This is a genomic window from Tropicimonas sediminicola (assembly GCF_900188335.1).
Lineage (GTDB): Bacteria > Pseudomonadota > Alphaproteobacteria > Rhodobacterales > Rhodobacteraceae > Tropicimonas > Tropicimonas sediminicola.
In genome coordinates this window covers 449485-468571 of record NZ_FZOY01000003.1, presented here as the reverse complement: position 1 = coordinate 468571, position 19087 = coordinate 449485, and the positions used below count along the sequence as shown (strand labels likewise).

General features: G+C 67.6%; 19 protein-coding genes. 6 read left to right on the top strand and 13 right to left on the bottom strand.

The features are described 5' to 3' along the window. Window positions 1-82 precede the first annotated feature (82 nt). Entirely contained in the window at window positions 83-967 is an 885-nt protein-coding gene (locus tag CHB86_RS10685; protein WP_089233017.1) for a DMT family transporter, read from the bottom strand. A 104-nt stretch (window positions 968-1071) separates the two neighbouring features. Beyond that, complete coding sequence (locus CHB86_RS10680) at window positions 1072-1392, bottom strand: DMT family transporter (RefSeq protein ID WP_089233016.1); 321 nt, start codon at window positions 1390-1392, stop codon at window positions 1072-1074. A gap of 193 nt (window positions 1393-1585) precedes the next feature. Here CHB86_RS10680 and CHB86_RS10675 point away from each other — a divergent pair, with 193 nt between their 5' ends. From CHB86_RS10675 to selD, 6 genes are all read left to right on the top strand, one after another. Further along, on the top strand, window positions 1586-3193 hold the full coding sequence (locus CHB86_RS10675) for a peptide chain release factor 3 (RefSeq protein WP_089233015.1): 1608 nt from the start codon (window positions 1586-1588) through the stop codon (window positions 3191-3193). 53 nt (window positions 3194-3246) lie between these two features. Next, window positions 3247-3675 (top strand): GFA family protein, encoded by a 429-nt coding sequence (locus tag CHB86_RS10670; RefSeq protein WP_089233014.1) that lies wholly within the window; start codon window positions 3247-3249, stop codon window positions 3673-3675. A gap of 39 nt (window positions 3676-3714) precedes the next feature. Beyond that, the gene (locus CHB86_RS10665; RefSeq protein ID WP_089233013.1) at window positions 3715-4335 is read left to right on the top strand and encodes a hypothetical protein; all 621 of its coding nucleotides are present in this window, start codon (window positions 3715-3717) and stop codon (window positions 4333-4335) included. 81 nt (window positions 4336-4416) lie between these two features. After that, window positions 4417-5034 carry an exopolysaccharide biosynthesis protein gene (locus tag CHB86_RS10660; protein ID WP_089233012.1) on the top strand — a complete coding sequence of 206 codons (618 nt, stop codon included), beginning with the start codon at window positions 4417-4419 and terminating at the stop codon, window positions 5032-5034. 215 nt (window positions 5035-5249) lie between these two features. Further along, entirely contained in the window at window positions 5250-6701 is a 1452-nt protein-coding gene (locus tag CHB86_RS10655) for a DEAD/DEAH box helicase (RefSeq protein ID WP_089233011.1), read from the top strand. A gap of 309 nt (window positions 6702-7010) precedes the next feature. Beyond that, complete coding sequence (selD, locus tag CHB86_RS10650) at window positions 7011-8069, top strand: selenide, water dikinase SelD (RefSeq protein ID WP_176442842.1); 1059 nt, start codon at window positions 7011-7013, stop codon at window positions 8067-8069. Window positions 8070-8145: 76 nt separating this feature from the next. Here selD and CHB86_RS10645 read toward each other — a convergent pair whose 3' ends face one another. The 11 genes from CHB86_RS10645 to nuoI form a co-directional block, all read right to left on the bottom strand. Beyond that, window positions 8146-8649, bottom strand: a complete 504-nt coding sequence (locus CHB86_RS10645) for a hypothetical protein (protein ID WP_089233009.1) — start codon at window positions 8647-8649, stop codon at window positions 8146-8148. A gap of 100 nt (window positions 8650-8749) precedes the next feature. Beyond that, window positions 8750-10420 carry a ribonuclease J gene (locus CHB86_RS10640; protein WP_089233008.1) on the bottom strand — a complete coding sequence of 557 codons (1671 nt, stop codon included), beginning with the start codon at window positions 10418-10420 and terminating at the stop codon, window positions 8750-8752. Continuing rightward, window positions 10410-11195, bottom strand: coding sequence for a type III pantothenate kinase (locus CHB86_RS10635; RefSeq protein ID WP_089233007.1), 786 nt, complete (start codon window positions 11193-11195; stop codon window positions 10410-10412). Before CHB86_RS10635 ends, CHB86_RS10640 begins: the two co-directional genes overlap by 11 nt. Window positions 11196-11240: 45 nt before the next feature. Beyond that, window positions 11241-11999, bottom strand: coding sequence for a biotin--[acetyl-CoA-carboxylase] ligase (locus CHB86_RS10630; RefSeq protein WP_281251216.1), 759 nt, complete (start codon window positions 11997-11999; stop codon window positions 11241-11243). Then, on the bottom strand, window positions 11986-13431 hold the full coding sequence (gene nuoN, locus CHB86_RS10625; RefSeq protein ID WP_089233006.1) for an NADH-quinone oxidoreductase subunit NuoN: 1446 nt from the start codon (window positions 13429-13431) through the stop codon (window positions 11986-11988). The genes CHB86_RS10630 and nuoN overlap by 14 nt, the downstream gene beginning before the upstream one ends. A 1-nt stretch (window position 13432) precedes the next feature. Further along, window positions 13433-14983 carry an NADH-quinone oxidoreductase subunit M gene (locus tag CHB86_RS10620; RefSeq protein WP_089233005.1) on the bottom strand — a complete coding sequence of 517 codons (1551 nt, stop codon included), beginning with the start codon at window positions 14981-14983 and terminating at the stop codon, window positions 13433-13435. Window positions 14984-14987: 4 nt separating this feature from the next. Further along, entirely contained in the window at window positions 14988-17141 is a 2154-nt protein-coding gene (gene nuoL / locus CHB86_RS10615; RefSeq protein WP_089233004.1) for an NADH-quinone oxidoreductase subunit L, read from the bottom strand. A 6-nt stretch (window positions 17142-17147) separates the two neighbouring features. After that, entirely contained in the window at window positions 17148-17453 is a 306-nt protein-coding gene (gene nuoK, locus CHB86_RS10610; RefSeq protein ID WP_089233003.1) for an NADH-quinone oxidoreductase subunit NuoK, read from the bottom strand. A 111-nt stretch (window positions 17454-17564) separates the two neighbouring features. Next, window positions 17565-18188, bottom strand: coding sequence for an NADH-quinone oxidoreductase subunit J (locus tag CHB86_RS10605; RefSeq protein WP_089233002.1), 624 nt, complete (start codon window positions 18186-18188; stop codon window positions 17565-17567). A gap of 4 nt (window positions 18189-18192) precedes the next feature. Then, window positions 18193-18594 carry a carboxymuconolactone decarboxylase family protein gene (locus CHB86_RS10600; RefSeq protein ID WP_089233001.1) on the bottom strand — a complete coding sequence of 134 codons (402 nt, stop codon included), beginning with the start codon at window positions 18592-18594 and terminating at the stop codon, window positions 18193-18195. Further along, window positions 18591-19085 carry an NADH-quinone oxidoreductase subunit NuoI gene (gene nuoI / locus CHB86_RS10595; RefSeq protein WP_089233000.1) on the bottom strand — a complete coding sequence of 165 codons (495 nt, stop codon included), beginning with the start codon at window positions 19083-19085 and terminating at the stop codon, window positions 18591-18593. Before nuoI ends, CHB86_RS10600 begins: the two co-directional genes overlap by 4 nt. Between the last annotated feature and the right edge of the window lie 2 nt (window positions 19086-19087).

Here is a 19087-nt window from a genome sequence, read left to right as displayed (position 1 = left end):
AATATTACTGAAAACAGCCGATTGATGCGTTGATCGCAGTCAAATCAGGTGACGTTAGGGAAATTTTCCCGAAGCCCGGCATTCACTTCTTTCGGAGAGCCTCACGCCAGATGATCAGGATGCCCGCGGCCACGACCAGCGCAGCGCCGAGCAGCGTGAACAGCGTCGGAAGCTCGCCGAAGACGAAGAAGCCGATCAGCAGGGCGAGCAGCATGGAGGAATAGTCGAAGGGCGCGACCAGCGAGGCGTCGCCGAAACGGTAGGCCGAGGTCAGCATCCCCTGCCCGATCCCGCCCGCGATTCCGGCCATGATCAGCAGCGCCGCCTCGCGCGGTTCGGGCCAGACCCAGCCGAAGGGGATGGTCAGCAGCGACAGGAGCGTCGAGTAGACGGTGAAATAGAAGACGATGGTCGCCGGGCGCTCGGTCGACACGAGCTTTCGGATCAGGATCTGCGCCGTGGCAGCCAGAAAGGCCCCGCAGAGCGCGAGAATCGCGCCGAGCGTTTCGGCCTGCATCGCCGTCACGTCCGACAGCGCGGTCAGGCGCGGCGCAAGGATGATGAGCACCCCGACCATGCCGACCGCCACCGCCGCGATCCGGACCGGGCCGACCTTCTCGCCGAGGAACAGGATCGCGAGCGGCACCACGAAGAGCGGCGCGGAATAGTTGATCGCGGTGACCTCGGGCAGCGGCAGCAGACCGAGCGCCGCAAAACTCAGCCCCATGGCGGAGGTTCCGACCAGCCCGCGCAGCAGGTGGCCGAAGGGGTGACGCGTGCGGATGCCGTCGGCCAGCCGCCCCTCGGCCTGCAGCCAGATCAGGATGACCGGCAGGGCAAAGGCCGACCGGAAGAACACGGCCTGGCCGGGCGGCACGTGGTCCGAGGTCGCCTTGATGAAGCTCTGCATCGCGATGAAAACCGCGACGGAGCCGATCTTGAGAAGGATTGCGCGCGTGGGGTGCATGGGCGGCTGATGCGCTCGCCCAGAACGGATTGCAAGCCGTCCCGGGCGCGGCCGCACAAGTTTTCCCGAAAGTTCGGGGCGTTGCGGTGGGCTGGCGCGGGCGTTTACGTGGCCGCCGAGAGCTTGAGCAGGACGAGCCCGGAAAGGATCAGCGCGACGCCCGCGAGCCTGAGCGGCGTCAGCTGTTCGCCCAGCACGAGAATGCCGACGGCAAAGGCGCCGACGGCTCCGATCCCGGTCCAGATCGCGTAGGCGGTGCCGAGCGGCAGGCTGCGCATCGATGCCGAGAGCAGCCCGAAGCTGCCGATCATGAGGAGGATCGTGCCGGCTGTGGGCCAGAGCCGCGTGAAGCCGGCGGATTGCTTCATCAGGTAGGCCCAGCCGACCTCCAGAAGACCCGCGATGAACAGAAGGGACCAGGCCATGACGCCACTCTCCGTTGTCCAGACTGCCGGGCCGTCCCGGTGTTGATGCCCTGGAATGGGAGAGGTCGTGGCCTCTGGCACCATAGCTAGGAAGCCGCGGCCGCCCCGGCAACTCCCCGCCCCCGGATTTCTTGTCGCGGTGCGCCTCCGGGCGCGATTGCGCAAGGTCCCGGGCTCGCCTATATGCGCGGTCATGCTGGACACGCGCACAAACCGCCCCGAACTGCCGCCCGAGATTGCCCGCCGCCGGACATTCGCGATCATCTCGCACCCCGACGCCGGCAAGACCACGCTTACGGAGAAGTTCCTCCTGTATGGCGGCGCCATCCAGATGGCGGGACAGGTGCGCGCCAAGGGCGAGGCGCGGCGGACGCGGTCGGACTTCATGCAGATGGAGAAGGACCGCGGGATCTCGGTCAGCGCCTCGGCGATGTCCTTCGACTTCAAGAAATTCCGCTTCAACCTGGTGGACACGCCGGGCCACTCGGACTTCTCCGAGGACACCTATCGCACGCTGACGGCGGTGGACGCGGCGATCATGGTGATCGACGGCGCAAAGGGCGTGGAGAGCCAGACGCAGAAACTGTTCGAGGTTTGCCGGCTGCGGGACCTGCCGATCCTGACCTTCTGCAACAAGATGGACCGGGAGAGCCGCGACACCTTCGAGATCATCGACGAGATCCAGGAGATGCTGGCGATCGACGTGACGCCGGCTTCCTGGCCGATCGGCAAAGGGCAGGATTTCATCGGCTGCTACGACATCCTGCGCGACCGCCTGGAGCTGATGGACCGCGCGGACCGCAACAAGGTGGCCGAGAGCGTGGCCATCGAAGGGCTGGACGATCCGAAGCTGGCCGAGCTGGTGCCCGCGCATCTGCTCGACACCTTCCTCGAGGAGCTGGAGATGGCCCGCGAGCTGCTTCCCGCCCTCGATCCGCAATCGGTGCTCGAGGGGCACATGACGCCGATCTGGTTCGGCTCCGCGATCAACTCCTTCGGGGTGAAGGAGCTGATGGAGGGCATCGGCACCTACGGCCCGGAGCCGCAGGTACAACGCGCAGAGCCCCGCCAGATCGCGCCCGAGGAAACCAAGGTCGCGGGCTTCGTGTTCAAGGTGCAGGCCAACATGGACCCCAAGCACCGCGACCGCGTGGCCTTTGTCCGCATGGCATCGGGCCATTTCAAGCGCGGCATGAAGCTGACCCACGTCCGCACCAAGAAGCCGATGGCGGTGAGCAACCCGGTGCTGTTCCTCGCCTCCGACAGGGAACTGGCCGAGGAGGCCTGGGCCGGCGACATCATCGGCATTCCGAACCACGGCCAGCTCCGGATCGGCGACACGCTGACCGAGGGCGAGGCGCTCAAGGTCACGGGCATCCCGAGCTTTGCGCCGGAGCTGCTGCAGAGCTGCCGGGCGGGCGACCCGATGAAGGCCAAGCACCTCGACAAGGCGCTGATGCAGTTCGCCGAGGAAGGCGCCGCCAAGGTCTTCAAACCGTCGATCGGCTCGGGCTTCATCGTCGGCGTCGTCGGCGCGCTGCAGTTCGAGGTGCTGGCGAGCCGGATCGAGCTCGAATACGGCCTGCCGGTGCGCTTCGAGCCCTCGCAGTTCACCTCCGCCCGCTGGGTGACCGGCCCCAAGGACAAGGTCGACGCCTTCGCCAACGCGAACAAGGGCCACCTGGCCCATGACAACGACGGCGACCTCGTCTACCTGACCCGCCTGCAATGGGACATCGACCGGATCGAGCGCGACTACCCGGACGTGAAGCTCTCCGCGACCAAGGAGATGATGGTCTGAGAAACCGGCCCTTCGTGGTATGATGGGGTGGTCAACGCACCAGGGAGGGAGTGATGACCACCACACACAAGGGACAGTGTTTCTGCGGCGCCGTACAGATCGAGGTCAGCGGCGAGCCGGCGGGAATGGGGTATTGCCACTGCGAAAGTTGTCGGCACTGGTCGGCGGGGCCGGTCAATGCCTTTACGCTCTGGGACCCCGCCGCCGTGAAGATCGTCGCCGGAGAGGAACATCTGCGGCAGTACAACAAGACCGAGAATTCCGACCGGCGCTGGTGTGACAGGTGCGGCGGTCATGTGATGGCCGGCCATCCGGGTCTGAAGCTCACGGACGTCTATGCCGCGATGCTTCCGACGCTGGAATTCGTGCCCGGCATCCACGTGAACTATGCCGAGACGGTCCTGCCGATGAAGGATGGCCTGCCCAAGATGCGGGACTTCCCGGCGGAGTTCGGCGGCTCTGGCGAGACGGTTCCGGAATAGCCCGCCTTACCCATTTCCACACGGGATCCCCGTAGCACGATGCGCGAGCCGCGCCAGAACCGCGTCCTGCCGACCGGCGAGGTCGCCGCCATCCCGGAGCGCGGGTTGCTGATGGGCAACCGGGGTATCCTGCACGATGCGGAAGGGCGCCTGGGCGTCAGCCGCTGGAGGCACCCGCACTGGGTCTGCTGCGTCCTCTCGTTCAAGGGGCGAAGGCGCGAGGTGATGGCGCCGGGGCGCTATACCGAGCTGTTCTTTCTCGACGAGGCGGTGGCGCTGGCGGCGGGGCACCGGCCCTGCGCGGAATGCCGGCGGCCGGACCACGAGGCATTCCGCGACGCCTGGGAGCGGGCTTTCGGCAGCCGCCCGAGAGCGCCGGAGATCGACCGGGTGCTGCATGCCGAGCGGGCGACGCGCGACCGGCGGCAGATCCGGCACCGGGCGGACCCGGCCTCGCTGCCCGATGGCGCGATGGTGCTGGGGCCGGAAGGCGCGGCGCTCGTGCTGCAGGGCGCGCTCCTGCCGTTCTCGCCCCCGGGGTACGGACCGCGGCGCCCCATGCCGCGCGGCGCAGCGATCGAGGTGCTGACGCCGCGCGCCACCGTCGACGTCCTGCGGGCCGGATACAGGCCCCTGCTTCATCCCTCCGCGTCGGTCTGACCGTTCCCTCCCGGCCCGCGCCGCTGTAGCGTGGTACAGCCCACCTCCCCGCGTGAGCATTGCTGCGATGCCTCGAACGCCATGACCGAACCGACCGCGCCCGGACCGATGCCCGAGCCGCTGCCCCTGGAAGCGATGTTGCAGGACATCGCCGCCATGGCCGGTGGCCGCGAGGCGATCCTGTTCGGCGAGATGCTGGACGCGCTCGGCCGGCGCGGTTTCGGGCCGGTGCTCACCCTTGCCGCGGCGCTGACGCTGCTGCCGACGGGGATGGTGCCGCTGGTGCCGGCGGTCATGGGGGTGATCATGCTCACCACCTCGGCCGAGATGCTGCGCGGCCGGCGGGAGATCTGGATCCCGCCCTGGCTCTACCGCCGGCAGATCCCCGGCGCGACGCTGCACGCGGCAATCGACCGGGCAAGGCCGACCGCGGCGCGGCTGGACCGCCTGATCCGCCCGCACCTGACCTGGTTCGCCCGCTCCCGGCTGATCGCCTGGGCCATCGGCGCGGTGGTCGCAGTGACCAGCCTCGCGATCATCGCCATCGGTGCGATCCCCGGCCTGCCCTTCCTGCTGGCGATTCACCCTCTGCTGTTCGGCATCGGCCTGACCACCGGCGACGGGCGCTTCGTGCTGGCGGGATTCGCCATCTTCCTGCCCACCGCCTACGTGGCGCTGCGGCTGGCGGGGGCGCTGTGAGCGCGCTCCGGGCGGCCACGGCGGGCATGGGACGCGGCGGAACACCGCCACAGCCGCGCCCCGCAACCGCCTCGAATGCCGGTAAAGTTGACGATGCGGGGCGTCTGCGGTAGATGGACGCTGTCCGCGAGCCGCGCGGATCCGAGACGCCGGGGCGTGAGATCGTACGTCCCAATCATTAGCCGCCCACTCCGGGCTGCCAGAACTGGACGTATATGACTAAGTTTTCTGATCTCAGCCTTGATCCCAAGGTTCTCAAGGCCATCGAAGAAACCGGGTACGAAACCCCCACCCCGATTCAGGCGGGCGCGATTCCGCCGGCGCTGGAGGGCAAGGACGTGCTCGGCATCGCCCAGACGGGCACCGGCAAGACCGCCTCCTTCACGCTGCCGATGATCACGCTGCTGGGCCGCGGCCGGGCGCGGGCGCGGATGCCGCGCTCCCTGGTGCTTGCCCCGACGCGGGAACTGGCCGCGCAGGTCGCCGAGAACTTCGACGCCTATGCCAAGTACACCCGCCTCACCAAGGCGCTGCTGATCGGCGGCGTGTCCTTCGGCGAGCAGGACAAGCTGATCGACAAGGGCGTCGACGTGCTGATTGCCACCCCGGGCCGCCTGCTCGACCATTTCGAGCGCGGCAAGCTGCTGCTGACCGGCGTGCAGGTGATGGTGGTCGACGAGGCCGACCGGATGCTCGACATGGGCTTCATCCCCGACATCGAGCGCATCTTCCAGCTCACCCCCTTCACCCGGCAGACGCTGTTCTTCTCAGCCACCATGCCGCCGGAGATCGAGCGCCTGACCAGCACCTTCCTGCACGCCCCGGTGAAAATCGAGGTCGCCCGCCAGGCCACCACGTCCGAGACCATCACGCAGGGGGTGGTTCAGTTCAAACCCTCCCGGCGGGACCGCACGGCCAGCGAGAAGCGCGCCATGCTGCGCGCCCTGATCGAGAGTGAGGGCGAGAAGTTCCGCAACGCGATCATCTTCTGCAACCGCAAGGTCGACGTGGATATTGTTGCGAAGTCGCTGAAGAAATATGGCTACAACGCCGAGCCCATTCACGGCGATCTCGACCAGTCGCACCGAACGCGCACGCTCGACGGATTCCGCGACGGCTCGATCAAGCTGCTCGTGGCCTCCGACGTCGCCGCCCGCGGCCTCGACATCCCGAACGTGAGTCACGTCTTCAACTTCGACGTGCCGAATCACGCCGAGGACTATGTGCACCGGATCGGACGGACCGGCCGCGCCGGCCGCGAGGGCACGACCTTCATGATCGCCACGCCCGCCGACGACAAGTCGCTGGCGGCGATCGAGACCATGGTGAAGCAGGAGATCCCGCGGATCGAGGCGCCGGAACTGCCGGCCTCGGAGCGCCGCTCCTCCGGCAAGTCCGGCGAGGACGCCAGCGACTCGGGCTCCGGGCGCAGCAAGCGCAGCCGCTCCGTCTCGCGCCGCGGCGACAGCCGCCGCGCAGAGGCGACCACGGCGGAAGAGCCCCAGACAGAGGAAACCGCCTCCCCGGCCGAGGACAGCCAGCCGGAGCCCCGCTCGGGCTCCAGCCGCGGCGCGCGGTCCCGGCGTGGCGGCTCCCGCGAGGACAAGAACGGCGTGGTCGGCATGGGCGATCACGTGCCGGATTTCATCCTGCGCTCCTTCGCCTGACCTCAGCCCCCCGGCTGCCCCCTTGATCCCGAAAGCGGCCCGTCACACGACGGGCCCTTAGGCATGCCAGGCGCGCCCCCTCAGAAGCGCCGGCACGCGTCAGCGTGCCACGCCCAACGGGAGGAAGGCATCTGCGATGCCTGACGAGCGGCGGGAGCCCTGCGGCCCCGTCGCGCGTTGACAGCCCCTTCCCCCGGGGTCTAGGCCGTTGCCGCCCCGCACGCCTCCTGCGCGCCGGGCCCGCATCTCCCCCCGGCTGCCCTCACCTTCAACGGACAGCCCCAGCCACCAGAGGCTTCCCGCATGAATGTGATCGACACGCCCGCCGAACCCCGCCTGACCTCGCTCTCCCACGGCGGCGGCTGCGGCTGCAAGATCGCCCCCGCGGTGCTCTCGGAGATCCTGCGCGAGACCACCGCCATGACCCTGCCCGCCGAGATCCTCGTGGGCAACGAGACCGCCGACGACGCCGCCGTCTACCGGCTCAACGACGACCAGGCGCTGGTCGCCACGACCGATTTCTTCATGCCGATCGTCGACGACCCCTACGATTTCGGCCGCATCGCCGCCACCAACGCGATCAGCGACATCTACGCGATGGGCGCCCGGCCGATCATGGCACTGGCGCTGGTGGGCATGCCGATCAACGTGCTCTCGAAACAGACCATCGGCCGCATTCTCGAAGGCGGGGTGAGCGCGGCCCGGGCGGCCGGTATCCCGGTGGTCGGCGGCCACTCGATCGACTCGGTGGAGGCGATCTATGGCCTCGTGGCGCTCGGCCTCGTGCATCCGGACCTGGTCAAGAAGAACGCCGGCGCACGGGTCGGCGACCGGCTGGTGCTGGGCAAACCTCTCGGAGCCGGCGTCATGTCGGCCGCGCTCAAGGCCGGCGCGCTCGATGACGCGGGCTATGCACGGATGATCGCCACCACGACGCAGCTCAATACGCCCGGCCCGGAGCTGGCCGAGATCGACGGCGTCCACGCCCTGACCGACGTGACCGGCTTCGGCCTCGGCGGCCATCTGCTGGAGATGCTCCGCGGTGGCGATTGCGGGGCGCGGCTGGACTGGAGGGCCGTACCGATGATGCCTGGCGTGCCGGAGCTGGCAGCACAGGGCTTCATCACCGGGGCCTCGGGCCGGAACTGGGCGAGTTACGGCGCCGAGATCGCGCTCTCGGCGGAGCGGACGGAGCTGGACCGGGCGCTCCTGACCGACCCGCAGACCTCCGGCGGGCTGATGGTCTCCTGCGCGCCCGAGCGGGTCGAGACGGTGCTGGAGCTGTTCCGGCGCCACGGCTTCGCCTCCGCCGCCGTGATCGGCGAGGTCGGCCAAGCGGAGGGCCAGCACCGGGTCACCGTGATCTGAGACACGCCCTTCCCCGGACCGCGGGGATATCCATGAAAAGGTGACAGGGCGGCCCGCGCGCAGCGGCGCGCTCGCGTCAGCCGGTCGGGGGGGCCAGCGCGGTGTCGATGTCGGCGAGGGTCTTGCGCTCGGCCTCCGACACCTTCTCTCCGCCGAAGCCCAGGAAGCCGCCCTCCGAGGTCGCCTCGGCCACGTTGGCGGCGATGTCGCGCAGCCAGTCGCAGAAAGCCGGCGCCTCGGCGGGCGCGGTTTCGCGCAGGCTGGCCGCGGTCTCGGCAAGGCGGGCGATTGCGGCGGCGCAGGCTTCGGCCGGTTTGCGGCCCTTGGCGAGTTCCCGGGGGCCGGCCAGGGCGACGGAGCGGCCCTCGCTGGTCTCGTAGGCCGCGGCGACCTCCGCGATCAGCGAGCCCGCGGCGGCGGCCTCCGAGCCGGCCTTGAACGCATTTGCCATGGCGGCGCTTTCCTGCACCGCGCCGATCAACCCGTTCGGATCGGCCGCCGTGACCGCGAAGCCCGCCAGCATCGGCGCCTGCACGACCCCGGACCATTCCGCTTCCGCAAACAATTCCCTGTAAGACATGTGCCCCTCCCGGCTGAAACCCGCGGGCCGGCGTGGCGGCCCGCTGAGCGAGCCTAGCACGGCCGGGCGCTTCTTGCAGCCGGGAGGCCGCCTTCGCCGATCAGGCGAGGCGGGAGATCACCACCGTCACTTCCGGCTTCTTGCCGATCTCCTCGACCGCGACCTGCCGCACGGCGCGGCGCAGCGCGGCGTCGAGCTTGTCGTCGTCGGTCAGAACCTTGTCATCGGCGCGGGCCAGGAACTGGCCGGTCTCCGCCTCGATGATGTCGACCAGCGGCGCTTTCGACCGGCCGGTCTCGGCGAGGCCGCGGATCTCGGCCCAGGGCTCGCCCAGCGGTTCGTCCTCCTCGTCGAGGATCACGTTGAGCATAACATGGCCGTTGAGCGCCATGCGGATCCGGTCGCGGACCACGCCGTCCAGCGCACCCACCTTGAGCGTCCCGTCGAGATAGACGCGGCCGGTTTCCACGTGTTCGCAGACCTTGGGCGCCGCACCGGTCAGGTCGAGCATGGTGCCGTTGACCGCCACCACCGAGGCGATGCCGCGGGCCGCGCCGGCTTCGGCGTGGCGGCGCAGCATCCGGTGTTCGCCGTGCATCGGGATCAGCATCTGCGGCCGCATCAGCTCGTGCAGCGCCTCGAGGTCCGGGCGGTTGGCGTGGCCGGAGACGTGGTAGAGCGACGAGCTGTCGTCGACCACGTTCACGCCCTTCTCGGAAAAGGCGTTGACGATCCGCAGCACGCTGCGCTCGTTGCCGGGGATGGTCTTGGAGGAAAACAGGAAGGTGTCGCCCTCGGCCAGTTCCATGCCCAGGTACTTGCCGCGCGAGAGCTGCGCGGTGGCGGCGCGGCGTTCGCCCTGGCTGCCGGTCACGATCAGCATCAGGTTCTCGCGCGGGATGTCCTCCGCTTCCTCGTGGGAGATGACGGGCGGAAAATCGGTCAGCACGCCGGTTTCGACGGCGGCCTGCACCATGCGCAGCATCGCCCGCCCCATCAGGCAGACCGAGCGGCCGGCGTCGCGCCCGGCCTCGGCCAGCGTCTTCACCCGCGCCACGTTGGAAGCGAAGGTGGTGGCGACCACCATGCCGCTCGCACCGGCCACCAGCTCGCGGATATGCGGCCCGAGGGTCGCCTCGGAGCGGCCCGGGGTCTCGACATGGATATTGGTGCTGTCGCAGACCAGAGCCTTGACCCCGCCCCTTGCGATCTCGTGCCAGAGCTCGGCGCTGAACGGCTCCCCCACCACGGGGGCGCCGTCGAGCTTGAAGTCGCCCGTGTGAGCGACCCGGCCGGCCGGGGTATCGATCACGAGGCCCGAGCTTTCCGGAATCGAATGCGAGACCGGCACGAAGGAGACGGTGAACGGCCCCGCCTCGACCACGTCCGGATGGGCGCCGACGATATGGATGTGCTCGGGGTCCTGCCCGCGCTCCTCCATCTTGCGGGCGGCCAGGTGGCCGGTGAAGCGGCGGCAGTAGACCGGCACGCGCAGATCGTCCCAGAAATGGGCGAGCGCGCCGATATGGTCCTCGTGCCCGTGGGTGATGAAGATCGCCTCGAGCCGGTCGGCACGCTCGATCAGCCAGGACATGTCCGGAAAGATCAGGTCGATTCCCGGGGTGGTGTCCATGTCGGGGAAGGTCACGCCGAGGTCGACCAGGATCAGCCGCTCCTTGCCCGGCTTGCCGTAGCCGTAGACATAGGCGTTCATCCCCACTTCGCCCGCCCCGCCGAGGGGAAGGTAGATCAGCCGCTCGTTACCGCTCATTTTCTTTATATTCCTTGTTGTACCGATGGATGACCGTGAGGCCATGCATCGTCAAATCCTCTTCGATCACATCGAACAATACATCGCCCTGGCTGAACAGCGGCGCAAGCCCCCCGGTGCCGATGACCTTCATCGGGCGCTCGCGTTCGGCCAGGATTCGGTCGCAGATGCCGCGGACAAGGCCGACGTAGCCCCAGAAGATGCCCGATTGCATGCAGGCGACGGTGTTGGTGCCGATGACCTGCTGGGGCTTGGTGACATCGACATGCGGCAGGGCGGCGGCGGCGAGGTGCAGGGCCTCGAGCGAAAGGTTCACGCCCGGGGCGATCACGCCGCCGATATAGGCGCCATCCTGGGAGACCACGTCGAAGGTGGTGGCGGTGCCGAAATCCACCACGACGAGGTCGCCGCCGTGCCGGTCGAAGGCGCCGGCGGTGTTGACCAGCCGGTCGGGGCCGACCTGGGCCGAGCGATCGACGCGCGGCGGGTTGGGCAGCAGGCAGTCGGGCTTGCCGACCACGAGCGGGCGGCAGTTGAAATAGCGATCGGCCAGCACGCGCAGGTTGAACACCACACGCGGCACGGTCGAGGAGATGATCATCTCGTCGATCTCGATCGGCACGCCGTGGTGCTGCATCAGGGTCGAGAACCAGACGAAATACTGATCGGCGGTGCGCTGGTGCTCGGTCGCGGTGCGCAACGTGGTCAGGAATTTCGTTCCGTCCCAGACGGAGAAGACGGTGTTGGTGTTTCCGGTGTCGATGCAGAGAAGCATGGGCGGGTCTGCTCCGTTGGCTCGGGGCGGGGCCGTTTTCGGGGGTTAGAAGAAGATGTCGGCGGCGGGGATGGCGCGGCGGCCGGCGGGCGTGGCGAGGACGATGTTGCCGGTGGCGTCGACCGTCTCGAAGATGCCGGTGACGGTTTCGGTGCCGGTGCGGGCGGTGATCGTCTCGCCCAGCCGTGCGGCGCGGGCGAGCCAGGCCTCGCGGATCGGGGCGAAGCCGTAGGTGGTTAGGCGTGCCTCGTGGCGGGCGAAGGCGGGAGCGAGCGCGTCGAGGAACTCCTCGGGCGTGACCCGCGCGCCGGTCTCCTCCAGCAGCGAGACGGGGCGGAGCGCGCCCGGCTCGAGCTGCGCGGCCTCCGGCGCGGCGGAGAGGTTCACGCCGACGCCGACCGACAGGAAGCTGAGGTTGGGACCGTTGGAGGCGGATTCCAGCAGGATGCCCGCGACCTTGCCGCCGTTGAGCAGCACGTCGTTCGGCCATTTCAGGGCGAAGGGCTCGGCGCGGCCGGTAACGGCGACGAAGGCGTCGAAGAGCGCGAGCGCGGTGGTGAAGCTGCGCAGCGCGGCCTGCGAGGCGCCCTCGGCGGGGTGCATCACCAGGGTCGCGGCGAAATTCCCGGATGGGGCGACCCAGGCGCGGCCACGGCGGCCGCGTCCGGCTGTCTGCTCCAGCGCGAGGATCCAGGTCGGACCGGCCAGCGTCGGCGCGCGGCGCGCGGCCTCGGCCATGGTGCTGTCGACCTGCGGCAGCACCAGGCGGTCATAGCCCGCGGGCCAGGCCTCAGTTGACGACAAGGGAGGCCGCCGCGCTGGCCGCGAGGCCGTCGATCCCGAACAGGTTGATGACGCCCACCACCATGATCGCGGCCGATACCATCAGCACGACCCATTGCACCGGGCTCATCGAACCGTCGATCTGTTCGACCTCGTCGGACCCGAAGTACATGTAGTAGACGATCCGCAGGTAGTAAAAGGCGGAGATCACCGAGCCCACCGCGCCGAGCACCGCGACCCAGACCAGATCGGCGTCGAGCGCCGCGGTCAGCACCGCGAACTTGCCGAAGAAGCCGACGAGCGGCGGCACGCCGGCGAGGCTGAACAGCAGCACCAGCATGGCGAGCGCCTTGAGCGGCTCCTTGCGGCTCAGCATCGAGACACCGTCGATCCGGGTGACGTGCTGGCCCTCGCGCTCCATCGACAGGATGAAGGCGAAGGTGCCGATGTTCATGGTGACGTAGATCGCCATGTAGATCAGCATCGCCGAGACCCCGCGCTCGGTGCCGGCGGCGAGGCCGAGCAGCGCGAAGCCCATGTGCGAGATCGAGGAATAGGCCATCAGCCGCTTGATGTCGCGCTGGCCGATCCCGGCGATGGCGCCGAGGAAGATCGAGAGCACCGCGACGAGCGCCACGATCTGCTGCCAGTCGGCGACCGCATCGCCGAAGGCGTCGTGCATGGCGCGGGCGAACATCGCCATCGCCGCCATCTTGGGCGCGGAGGCGAAGAAGGCGGTGACCGGGGTCGGCGAGCCCTCGTAGACGTCGGGCGTCCACATGTGGAAGGGCACGGCGGAGACCTTGAAGGCGAAGCCCGAGATCATGAAGGTCAGGCCGAGCAGCAGGCCGATGCCCACGTGGCCGTCGGTCGCGGCGGCGAAGATGTCCTTGAAGACGGTCGAGCCGGCGTAGCCGTAGGTCAGCGAGGCGCCATAGAGCAGCAGGCCCGAGGAGAGCGCGCCGAGGGTGAAGTACTTCAGGCCGGCCTCGGTCGATTTCACGCTGTCGCGCCGGATCGCGGCGAGCACGTAGAGCGAGAGCGACTGCAGCTCGAGGCCCATGTAGAGCGCGATCAGGTCGCCGGCGGAGACCATGACCATCATGCCGACGGAAGCCAGCACGATCAGCACCGGGTATTCGAAATGCAGCGCGCCGCGGCGGGAGAAGAAGCCTTCGGACAGGATCAGCACGATCGCCGCCGCGAGCAGCAGCGTGACCTTGGCGAAGCGGGCGAAGGCGTCGTCGACGAACATGCCGCCGAATGCCACCCGGGTGCCGCCCCCGGAGAGCGAGATCCAGATCGCCACCGCCACCAGCACCGCCGCGGTGATCCAGGAGACCGTCGACGCGGACTCGTCCTTGCCCGTCCAGACCGCCCCGAGCAGCGCCAGCATCGCGAAGAGCGCGAGGACGATCTCGGGCAGGATGATTGCAAGATCGGTAGACGTCATCTCAGTGGTCTCCGGTCATGGCCAGCTCGGTGGCCGGCGCGTAGTCGTTGAGGGCGGTGTCGTACTGGCCGATCAGCGCCTCGACCGAGGGGCCGATGATGTCGGTCACGAGCGAGGGATAGACGCCCAGCAGAAGGGTCATGACCACGAGCGGCGCAAAGATCGCGCGCTCGCGCGGGGTCGTGTCGGAAATGGTCTTGAGGCTTTCCTTGATCAGGTCGCCCAGCATCACGCGGCGGTAGAGCCAGAGCGCGTAGGCGGCCGAGAAGATCACCCCGGAGGTGGCGACCAGCGCCACCCAGGTGTTGACCTGGAAGATCGCCATCAGGGTCAGGAATTCGCCGACGAAGCCAGAAGTGCCGGGAAGCCCGACGTTGGCCATGGTGAAGAGCATGAAGATCAGCGCGTAGACCGGCATCCGCACCGTCAGCCCGCCGTAGGCCGCGATGTCGCGGGTGTGCATCCGGTCGTAGACCACGCCGACGATGAGGAAGAGCGCGCCGGAGACGAAGCCGTGGCTAAGCATCTGGAAGATCGCGCCGTCGAGCCCCTGCTGGTTCACCGTGAAGATGCCCATGGTGACGTAGCCCATGTGGGCGACCGAGGAATAGGCGATGAGCTTCTTCATGTCCTCCTGCGCCAGCGCCACGAGCGAGGCGTAGACGATGGCGATGGCGGAGAGCCAGAAGACGAAGGTGGACATCACCTCCGACCCCACCGGGAACATCGGCAGGGAGAAGCGCAGGAAGCCGTAGCCGCCCATCTTCAGCAGGATCGCGGCCAGCACGACCGAGCCGGCGGTGGGCGCCTGGACGTGGGCATCGGGCAACCAGGTGTGCACCGGCCACATCGGCATCTTGACCGCGAAGGAGGCGAAGAAGGCCAGGAACAGCAGCGTCTGCACGCCGCCGACGATCTGGAAGCCGAGGACCGGGAAAGTCTCGGAGGCGAAGGTGTGCTGCATCAGCGTCGGGATGTCGGTGGTGCCGGCATCGACGTACATCGCGATCATCGCCACCAGCATCAGCAGCGAGCCGAGGAAGGTGTAGAGGAAGAACTTGAAGGCCGCGTAGATACGGTCCTTGCCGCCCCAGATGCCGATGATCAGGAACATCGGGATCAGGCCGCCTTCGAAGAACAGGTAGAACAGCACCAGGTCCAGCGCGGTGAAGACGCCGAGCATCAGCGTCTCGAGCAGCAGGAAGGCGATCATGTATTCCTTCACGCGCACCTTCACGTCCCAGCAGGAGGCGATGGTGATCGGCATGAGGAAGGTGGTGAGCATCACGAAGAGGATCGAGATGCCGTCGACGCCCATCTTGTACTTGAGCCCGAGCAGCCAGTCGCGGTCTTCCACGAACTGGAAGCCGGTATTCGACGGGTCGAAGCCGAAGAGCAGGAAGAGCGAGATGAACAGCGTCGCCGTGGTGGCGATCAGCGCCAGCCACTTGGCGTTGCGCTGCGCAGCCTCGTCCTCGCCCTTGAGGAACAGCGCAAGGATCAGCGCCGCGATCAGCGGCAGGAAGGTGATGATCGAGATCAGGTTCTGCATGGTCTCAGTTCCCCGCGATCGTCATCCAGGTGACGAGGATGACGATGCCCAGCACCATGGCGAAGGCGTAGTGGAAGAGGTATCCGCTCTGGGCGCGGCCCGCGAGGCGGGTGAAGAAGGGGATGATCCCCATCGCCAGCCCGTTGATGGCGCCGTCGATCGTGGCCCCGTCGCCCTTCTTCCAGAGCGTGCGGCCGAGGGCCCGCACCGGGTTCACGAAGATCGCGTCGTAGATCTCGTCGAAGTACCACTTGTTCAGCAGGAACTCGTAGAGCGGCTTCTGGTTCTCGGCCAGCTTGCCCGGCAGCTCCGGCTTGCGGATGTAGAACAGGTAGGCCAGCCCGAGCCCGAGCAGCATCGCCACGAAGGGCGAGACCTTGACCCAGACCGGCGCGGCATGGGCGTCGTCGAGCACGTGGTTGTCGGGCGCGAAGTAGAGCGCCCCCTGCCCCGGCGCACCGCCGAAGGCCGCGTGGTGCTCGCCCTCGGCGCCATGATCGTCGCCGCCTTCGGCCGCGTGGGCGGTCTCGGTGGCGTGGGCGGTCTCGGCGCTCTCGCCGTGCTCGGCATGGGTGTCTTCGGTGTGGCCCTCCATCGAGGCCTCGGCATGGACCTCGCCGGCGAGCGGGATGCCGTAGAACTTCGCCACCTTGTCGGTGTGCCCGAAGAAGGAATTGTAGAAGACCATCCCCGAGAAGATCGCGCCGACGGCCAGCACGACGAGCGGGACCAGCATGACCCGCGGGCTCTCGTGGGCGTGCTCATGGGTGTGCTTGTCGCCACGCGCCTCGCCGTGGAAGGTCAGGAACATCAGCCGCCAGGAGTAGAACGAGGTCATCAGCGCGGCCACGACCAGCGCCCAGAAGGCAAAGCCCGCCGCGGTGGTGCCGCCTGCCCAGGCGCTCTCGATGATCGCGTCCTTCGACAGGAAGCCCGCGAAACCGATGTGGGTCAGCGGAATGCCGACGCCGGTGATGGCCAGCGTGCCGATCATCATGATCCAGTAGGTGACAGGGAGCTTGTCCTTCAGGCCGCCGTAGCGGCGCATGTCCTGCTCGTGGTGCATCCCGTGGATCACCGAGCCCGCGCCGAGGAAGAGCATGGCCTTGAAGAAGGCGTGGGTCAGCAGGTGGAACATGGCGGCCGAGTACATGCCGACGCCGGCGGCGACGAACATGTAGCCGAGCTGCGAACAGGTCGAATAGGCGATGACACGCTTGATGTCGTTCTGCACGAGGCCCACGGTCGCCGCAAAGAAGGCGGTGATGGCGCCGATGTAGACGATCACGGTGGCCGCGCCCGGCGCGAACTCGATCAGCGGCGACATGCGGCAGACGAGGAACACGCCCGCCGTCACCATGGTGGCGGCGTGGATCAGCGCGGAAACGGGCGTCGGGCCCTCCATCGCGTCGGGCAGCCAGGTGTGCAGCAGGAACTGCGCCGACTTGCCCATGGCACCGACGAACAGCAGGAAAGCCAGCAGGTTGGCGGCGTTCCAGTCGGTCCAGAGGAACGTGATCGTGCTTTCGGCCAGGGTCGGGGCGGCGGCGAAGATGTCGTCGAGCGCCACGGAGTCGACCATGAAGAACAGGCCCGCGATGCCGAGGGCGAAGCCGAAGTCGCCGACGCGGTTGACGATGAAGGCCTTCATGGCCGCTTCGCCGGCGCTCTCCTTCTTGTAGTAGAAGCCGATGAGCAGGTAGGAGGCGAGGCCCACGCCCTCCCAGCCGAAGAACATCTGCACCAGGTTGTCCGCCGTCACCAGCGCGAGCATCGCGAAGGTGAAGAGCGACAGGTAGGCGAAGAAGCGCGCCCGGTAGGGCTCGTCCTCGGGGAAGGCATGGTCATGCGCCATGTAGCCGAAGCTGTAGAGGTGCACGAAGGCCGAGACCGTGGTCACCACGACGAGCATGATGGCGGTCAGGCGGTCGAGGCGGATCGACCAGTCGGCGACCAGGCTGCCGCTGTCGATCCAGCGCATGATGGTGATGTGCTCGGTCACGCCGTCATGGGTGAGGAACACGATCCAGCTCAGGAAGAACGACAGGAACAGCAGCGCCGTCGCCGTCACCTGCCCGGCCTTCTCGCCGATCACGCGCCAGAAGAAGCCGCAGATGATCGCGCCGATCAGCGGGGCGAAGAGGATGATGGTTGCCATGGTCCCTTACCCCTTCATCACGTTGACGTCTTCCACCGCGATGGTGCCGCGGTTGCGGAAGAAGCAGACGAGGATGGCGAGGCCGATGGCGGCCTCGGCGGCGGCGACGGTCAGCACGAAGAGCGTGAAGACCTGGCCCGTCAGGTCGCCCAGGAAGGCCGAGAAGGCGACGAGGTTGATGTTGACCGACAGCAGGACCAGCTCGATCGACATCAGGATAACGATGACGTTCTTGCGGTTCAGGAAGATGCCGAAAATGCCGATCACGAAAAGCGTCGCCGCGACGGCCAGGTAATGTTCCAGTTCGACCATGGTCGGTCCCTCGATCCTTGTCCTCTCCCCGAAGGGCGGTCTTTTTTCACGCCTCCGGGGAGGCGGTGCGTCGTCTTGCGGCCATGGCCGGGCGCGGGGCCCGGGCGCGGCCTATTCGGTCAGCCCCTGCCCCGGCTTGATGTCCTTGAGCTCCATCGACTTGGCCGGGTCGCGGTACATCTGGGCCAGCACGTCCTGGCGCTTGATGTCCTTGCGATGCCGCAGCGTGAGCACGATGGCGCCGATCATGGCGACCAGCAGGATCAGGCCCGCGAGCTGGAACAGGATGAAATACTTGTCGTAGAGCAGCAGGCCGATGGCGGCGGTGTTGTGCGCGCCGGAGCCCTCTGGCGTACCCACGGGGGTATCGTGCAGGGCCACGCCGCCGCCGAGCTCCCAGGTGCCGAAGGCCATGGCGAGCTGCATGATCAGCACCAGCGCGATCACCAGTGCCAGCGGCAGGTAACTCGCCATCTCCGCGCGCAGTTCGGCGAAATCGACGTCGAGCATCATCACCACGAAGAGGAACAGCACCGCGACCGCGCCGACGTAGACGATGATCAGCAGCATGGCGACGAATTCCGCGCCCAGCAGCACCATCAGACCCGCGCCCGACAGGAAGGACAGGATCAGCCAGAGCACCGAGTGCACCGGGCTTTTCGAGACCACGGTGAAGACGCCGCCGGTGAGCAGCGTGAGCGCGAAGAGGTAGAAAACGAATTGGACGACGGTCACTGTCTCAGCCTTCCCCTTGCTCGGCGATCACGCCCTGTGCGAGCTGCATCGCCTTTGTCATCGCGGGCACGCCCCCGAAGACGGACATCTGGCCGATCACCTCGGCAATTTCCTGCGGCGTGGCGCCGGCTTCCAGCGCGTGGCGCACAGTCATCTTGATCTGCTGGTCGACCTGCGCCCCCTGCGCGACCATCGCCCCGAGCGTGACGAAGAGCCGGGTCTTGGCATCCAGCCCGCCGGGGTTGAAGGTCTTGCCGAAGGTCATCTCCATGAATTCCTTCGGCATCGTGGGCATCATCCCGGCGAAATCGGGCACCTGGAACTGCTCCAGCGCCGGGTTCAGCGCTTTCGCCATCTCCTGGCTCTGCTCGATCATCGACTGGAAGAGCTTCGTGAAATCGTTCATCGGTAGGGCGCGTCCAGTTCGATGCTCCGGGCGATCTCCGCCTCCCAACGCTCGCCGTTATCGAGCAGCTTTTCCTTGTTGTAGAACAGCTCCTCGCGGGTTTCGGTGGCGAACTCGAAGTTCGGACCCTCGACGATGGCATCGACCGGGCAGGCCTCCTGGCAGAAGCCGCAGTAGATGCACTTGGTCATGTCGATGTCGTAGCGCGTGGTGCGCCGCGAACCGTCCTCGCGCGGCTCGGCGTCGATCACGATGGCCTGGGCCGGGCAGATCGCCTCGCAGAGCTTGCAGGCAATGCAGCGTTCCTCGCCGTTGGGATACCGGCGCAGCGCATGCTCGCCGCGAAAACGCGGAGAGAGCGGGCCCTTCTCGTGCGGGTAGTTCACCGTGGCCTTGGGCGCGAAGAAGTATTTCAGCCCGAGCTGAAAGCCCTTCAGCATGTCCATCAGCAGGAAGTACTTGGTGGCGCGGGTCCAGTCGATAGCGGTCATGG

What these genes read in the sequence shown, in the direction of transcription:
- CHB86_RS10680 (WP_089233016.1), bottom strand. Translation starts at nt 1,392, where the DNA reads ATGGCCTGGTCCCTTCTGTTCATCGCGGGTCTTCTGGAGGTCGGCTGG.
- CHB86_RS10665 (WP_089233013.1), top strand. Translation starts at nt 3,715, where the DNA reads ATGCGCGAGCCGCGCCAGAACCGCGTCCTGCCGACCGGCGAGGTCGCC.
- CHB86_RS10635 (WP_089233007.1), bottom strand. Translation starts at nt 11,195, where the DNA reads ATGCTTCTCTGCATCGACACCGGAAACACCAACACCGTCTTCTCCGTC.
- CHB86_RS10675 (WP_089233015.1), top strand. Translation starts at nt 1,586, where the DNA reads ATGCTGGACACGCGCACAAACCGCCCCGAACTGCCGCCCGAGATTGCC.
- CHB86_RS10660 (WP_089233012.1), top strand. Translation starts at nt 4,417, where the DNA reads ATGACCGAACCGACCGCGCCCGGACCGATGCCCGAGCCGCTGCCCCTG.
- CHB86_RS10620 (WP_089233005.1), bottom strand. Translation starts at nt 14,983, where the DNA reads ATGCAGAACCTGATCTCGATCATCACCTTCCTGCCGCTGATCGCGGCG.
- CHB86_RS10670 (WP_089233014.1), top strand. Translation starts at nt 3,247, where the DNA reads ATGACCACCACACACAAGGGACAGTGTTTCTGCGGCGCCGTACAGATC.
- nuoK (WP_089233003.1), bottom strand. Translation starts at nt 17,453, where the DNA reads ATGGTCGAACTGGAACATTACCTGGCCGTCGCGGCGACGCTTTTCGTG.
- CHB86_RS10655 (WP_089233011.1), top strand. Translation starts at nt 5,250, where the DNA reads ATGACTAAGTTTTCTGATCTCAGCCTTGATCCCAAGGTTCTCAAGGCC.
- nuoN (WP_089233006.1), bottom strand. Translation starts at nt 13,431, where the DNA reads ATGACGTCTACCGATCTTGCAATCATCCTGCCCGAGATCGTCCTCGCG.
- CHB86_RS10685 (WP_089233017.1), bottom strand. Translation starts at nt 967, where the DNA reads ATGCACCCCACGCGCGCAATCCTTCTCAAGATCGGCTCCGTCGCGGTT.
- CHB86_RS10640 (WP_089233008.1), bottom strand. Translation starts at nt 10,420, where the DNA reads ATGAGCGGTAACGAGCGGCTGATCTACCTTCCCCTCGGCGGGGCGGGC.
- CHB86_RS10600 (WP_089233001.1), bottom strand. Translation starts at nt 18,594, where the DNA reads ATGAACGATTTCACGAAGCTCTTCCAGTCGATGATCGAGCAGAGCCAG.
- CHB86_RS10645 (WP_089233009.1), bottom strand. Translation starts at nt 8,649, where the DNA reads ATGTCTTACAGGGAATTGTTTGCGGAAGCGGAATGGTCCGGGGTCGTG.
- nuoI (WP_089233000.1), bottom strand. Translation starts at nt 19,085, where the DNA reads ATGACCGCTATCGACTGGACCCGCGCCACCAAGTACTTCCTGCTGATG.
- nuoL (WP_089233004.1), bottom strand. Translation starts at nt 17,141, where the DNA reads ATGGCAACCATCATCCTCTTCGCCCCGCTGATCGGCGCGATCATCTGC.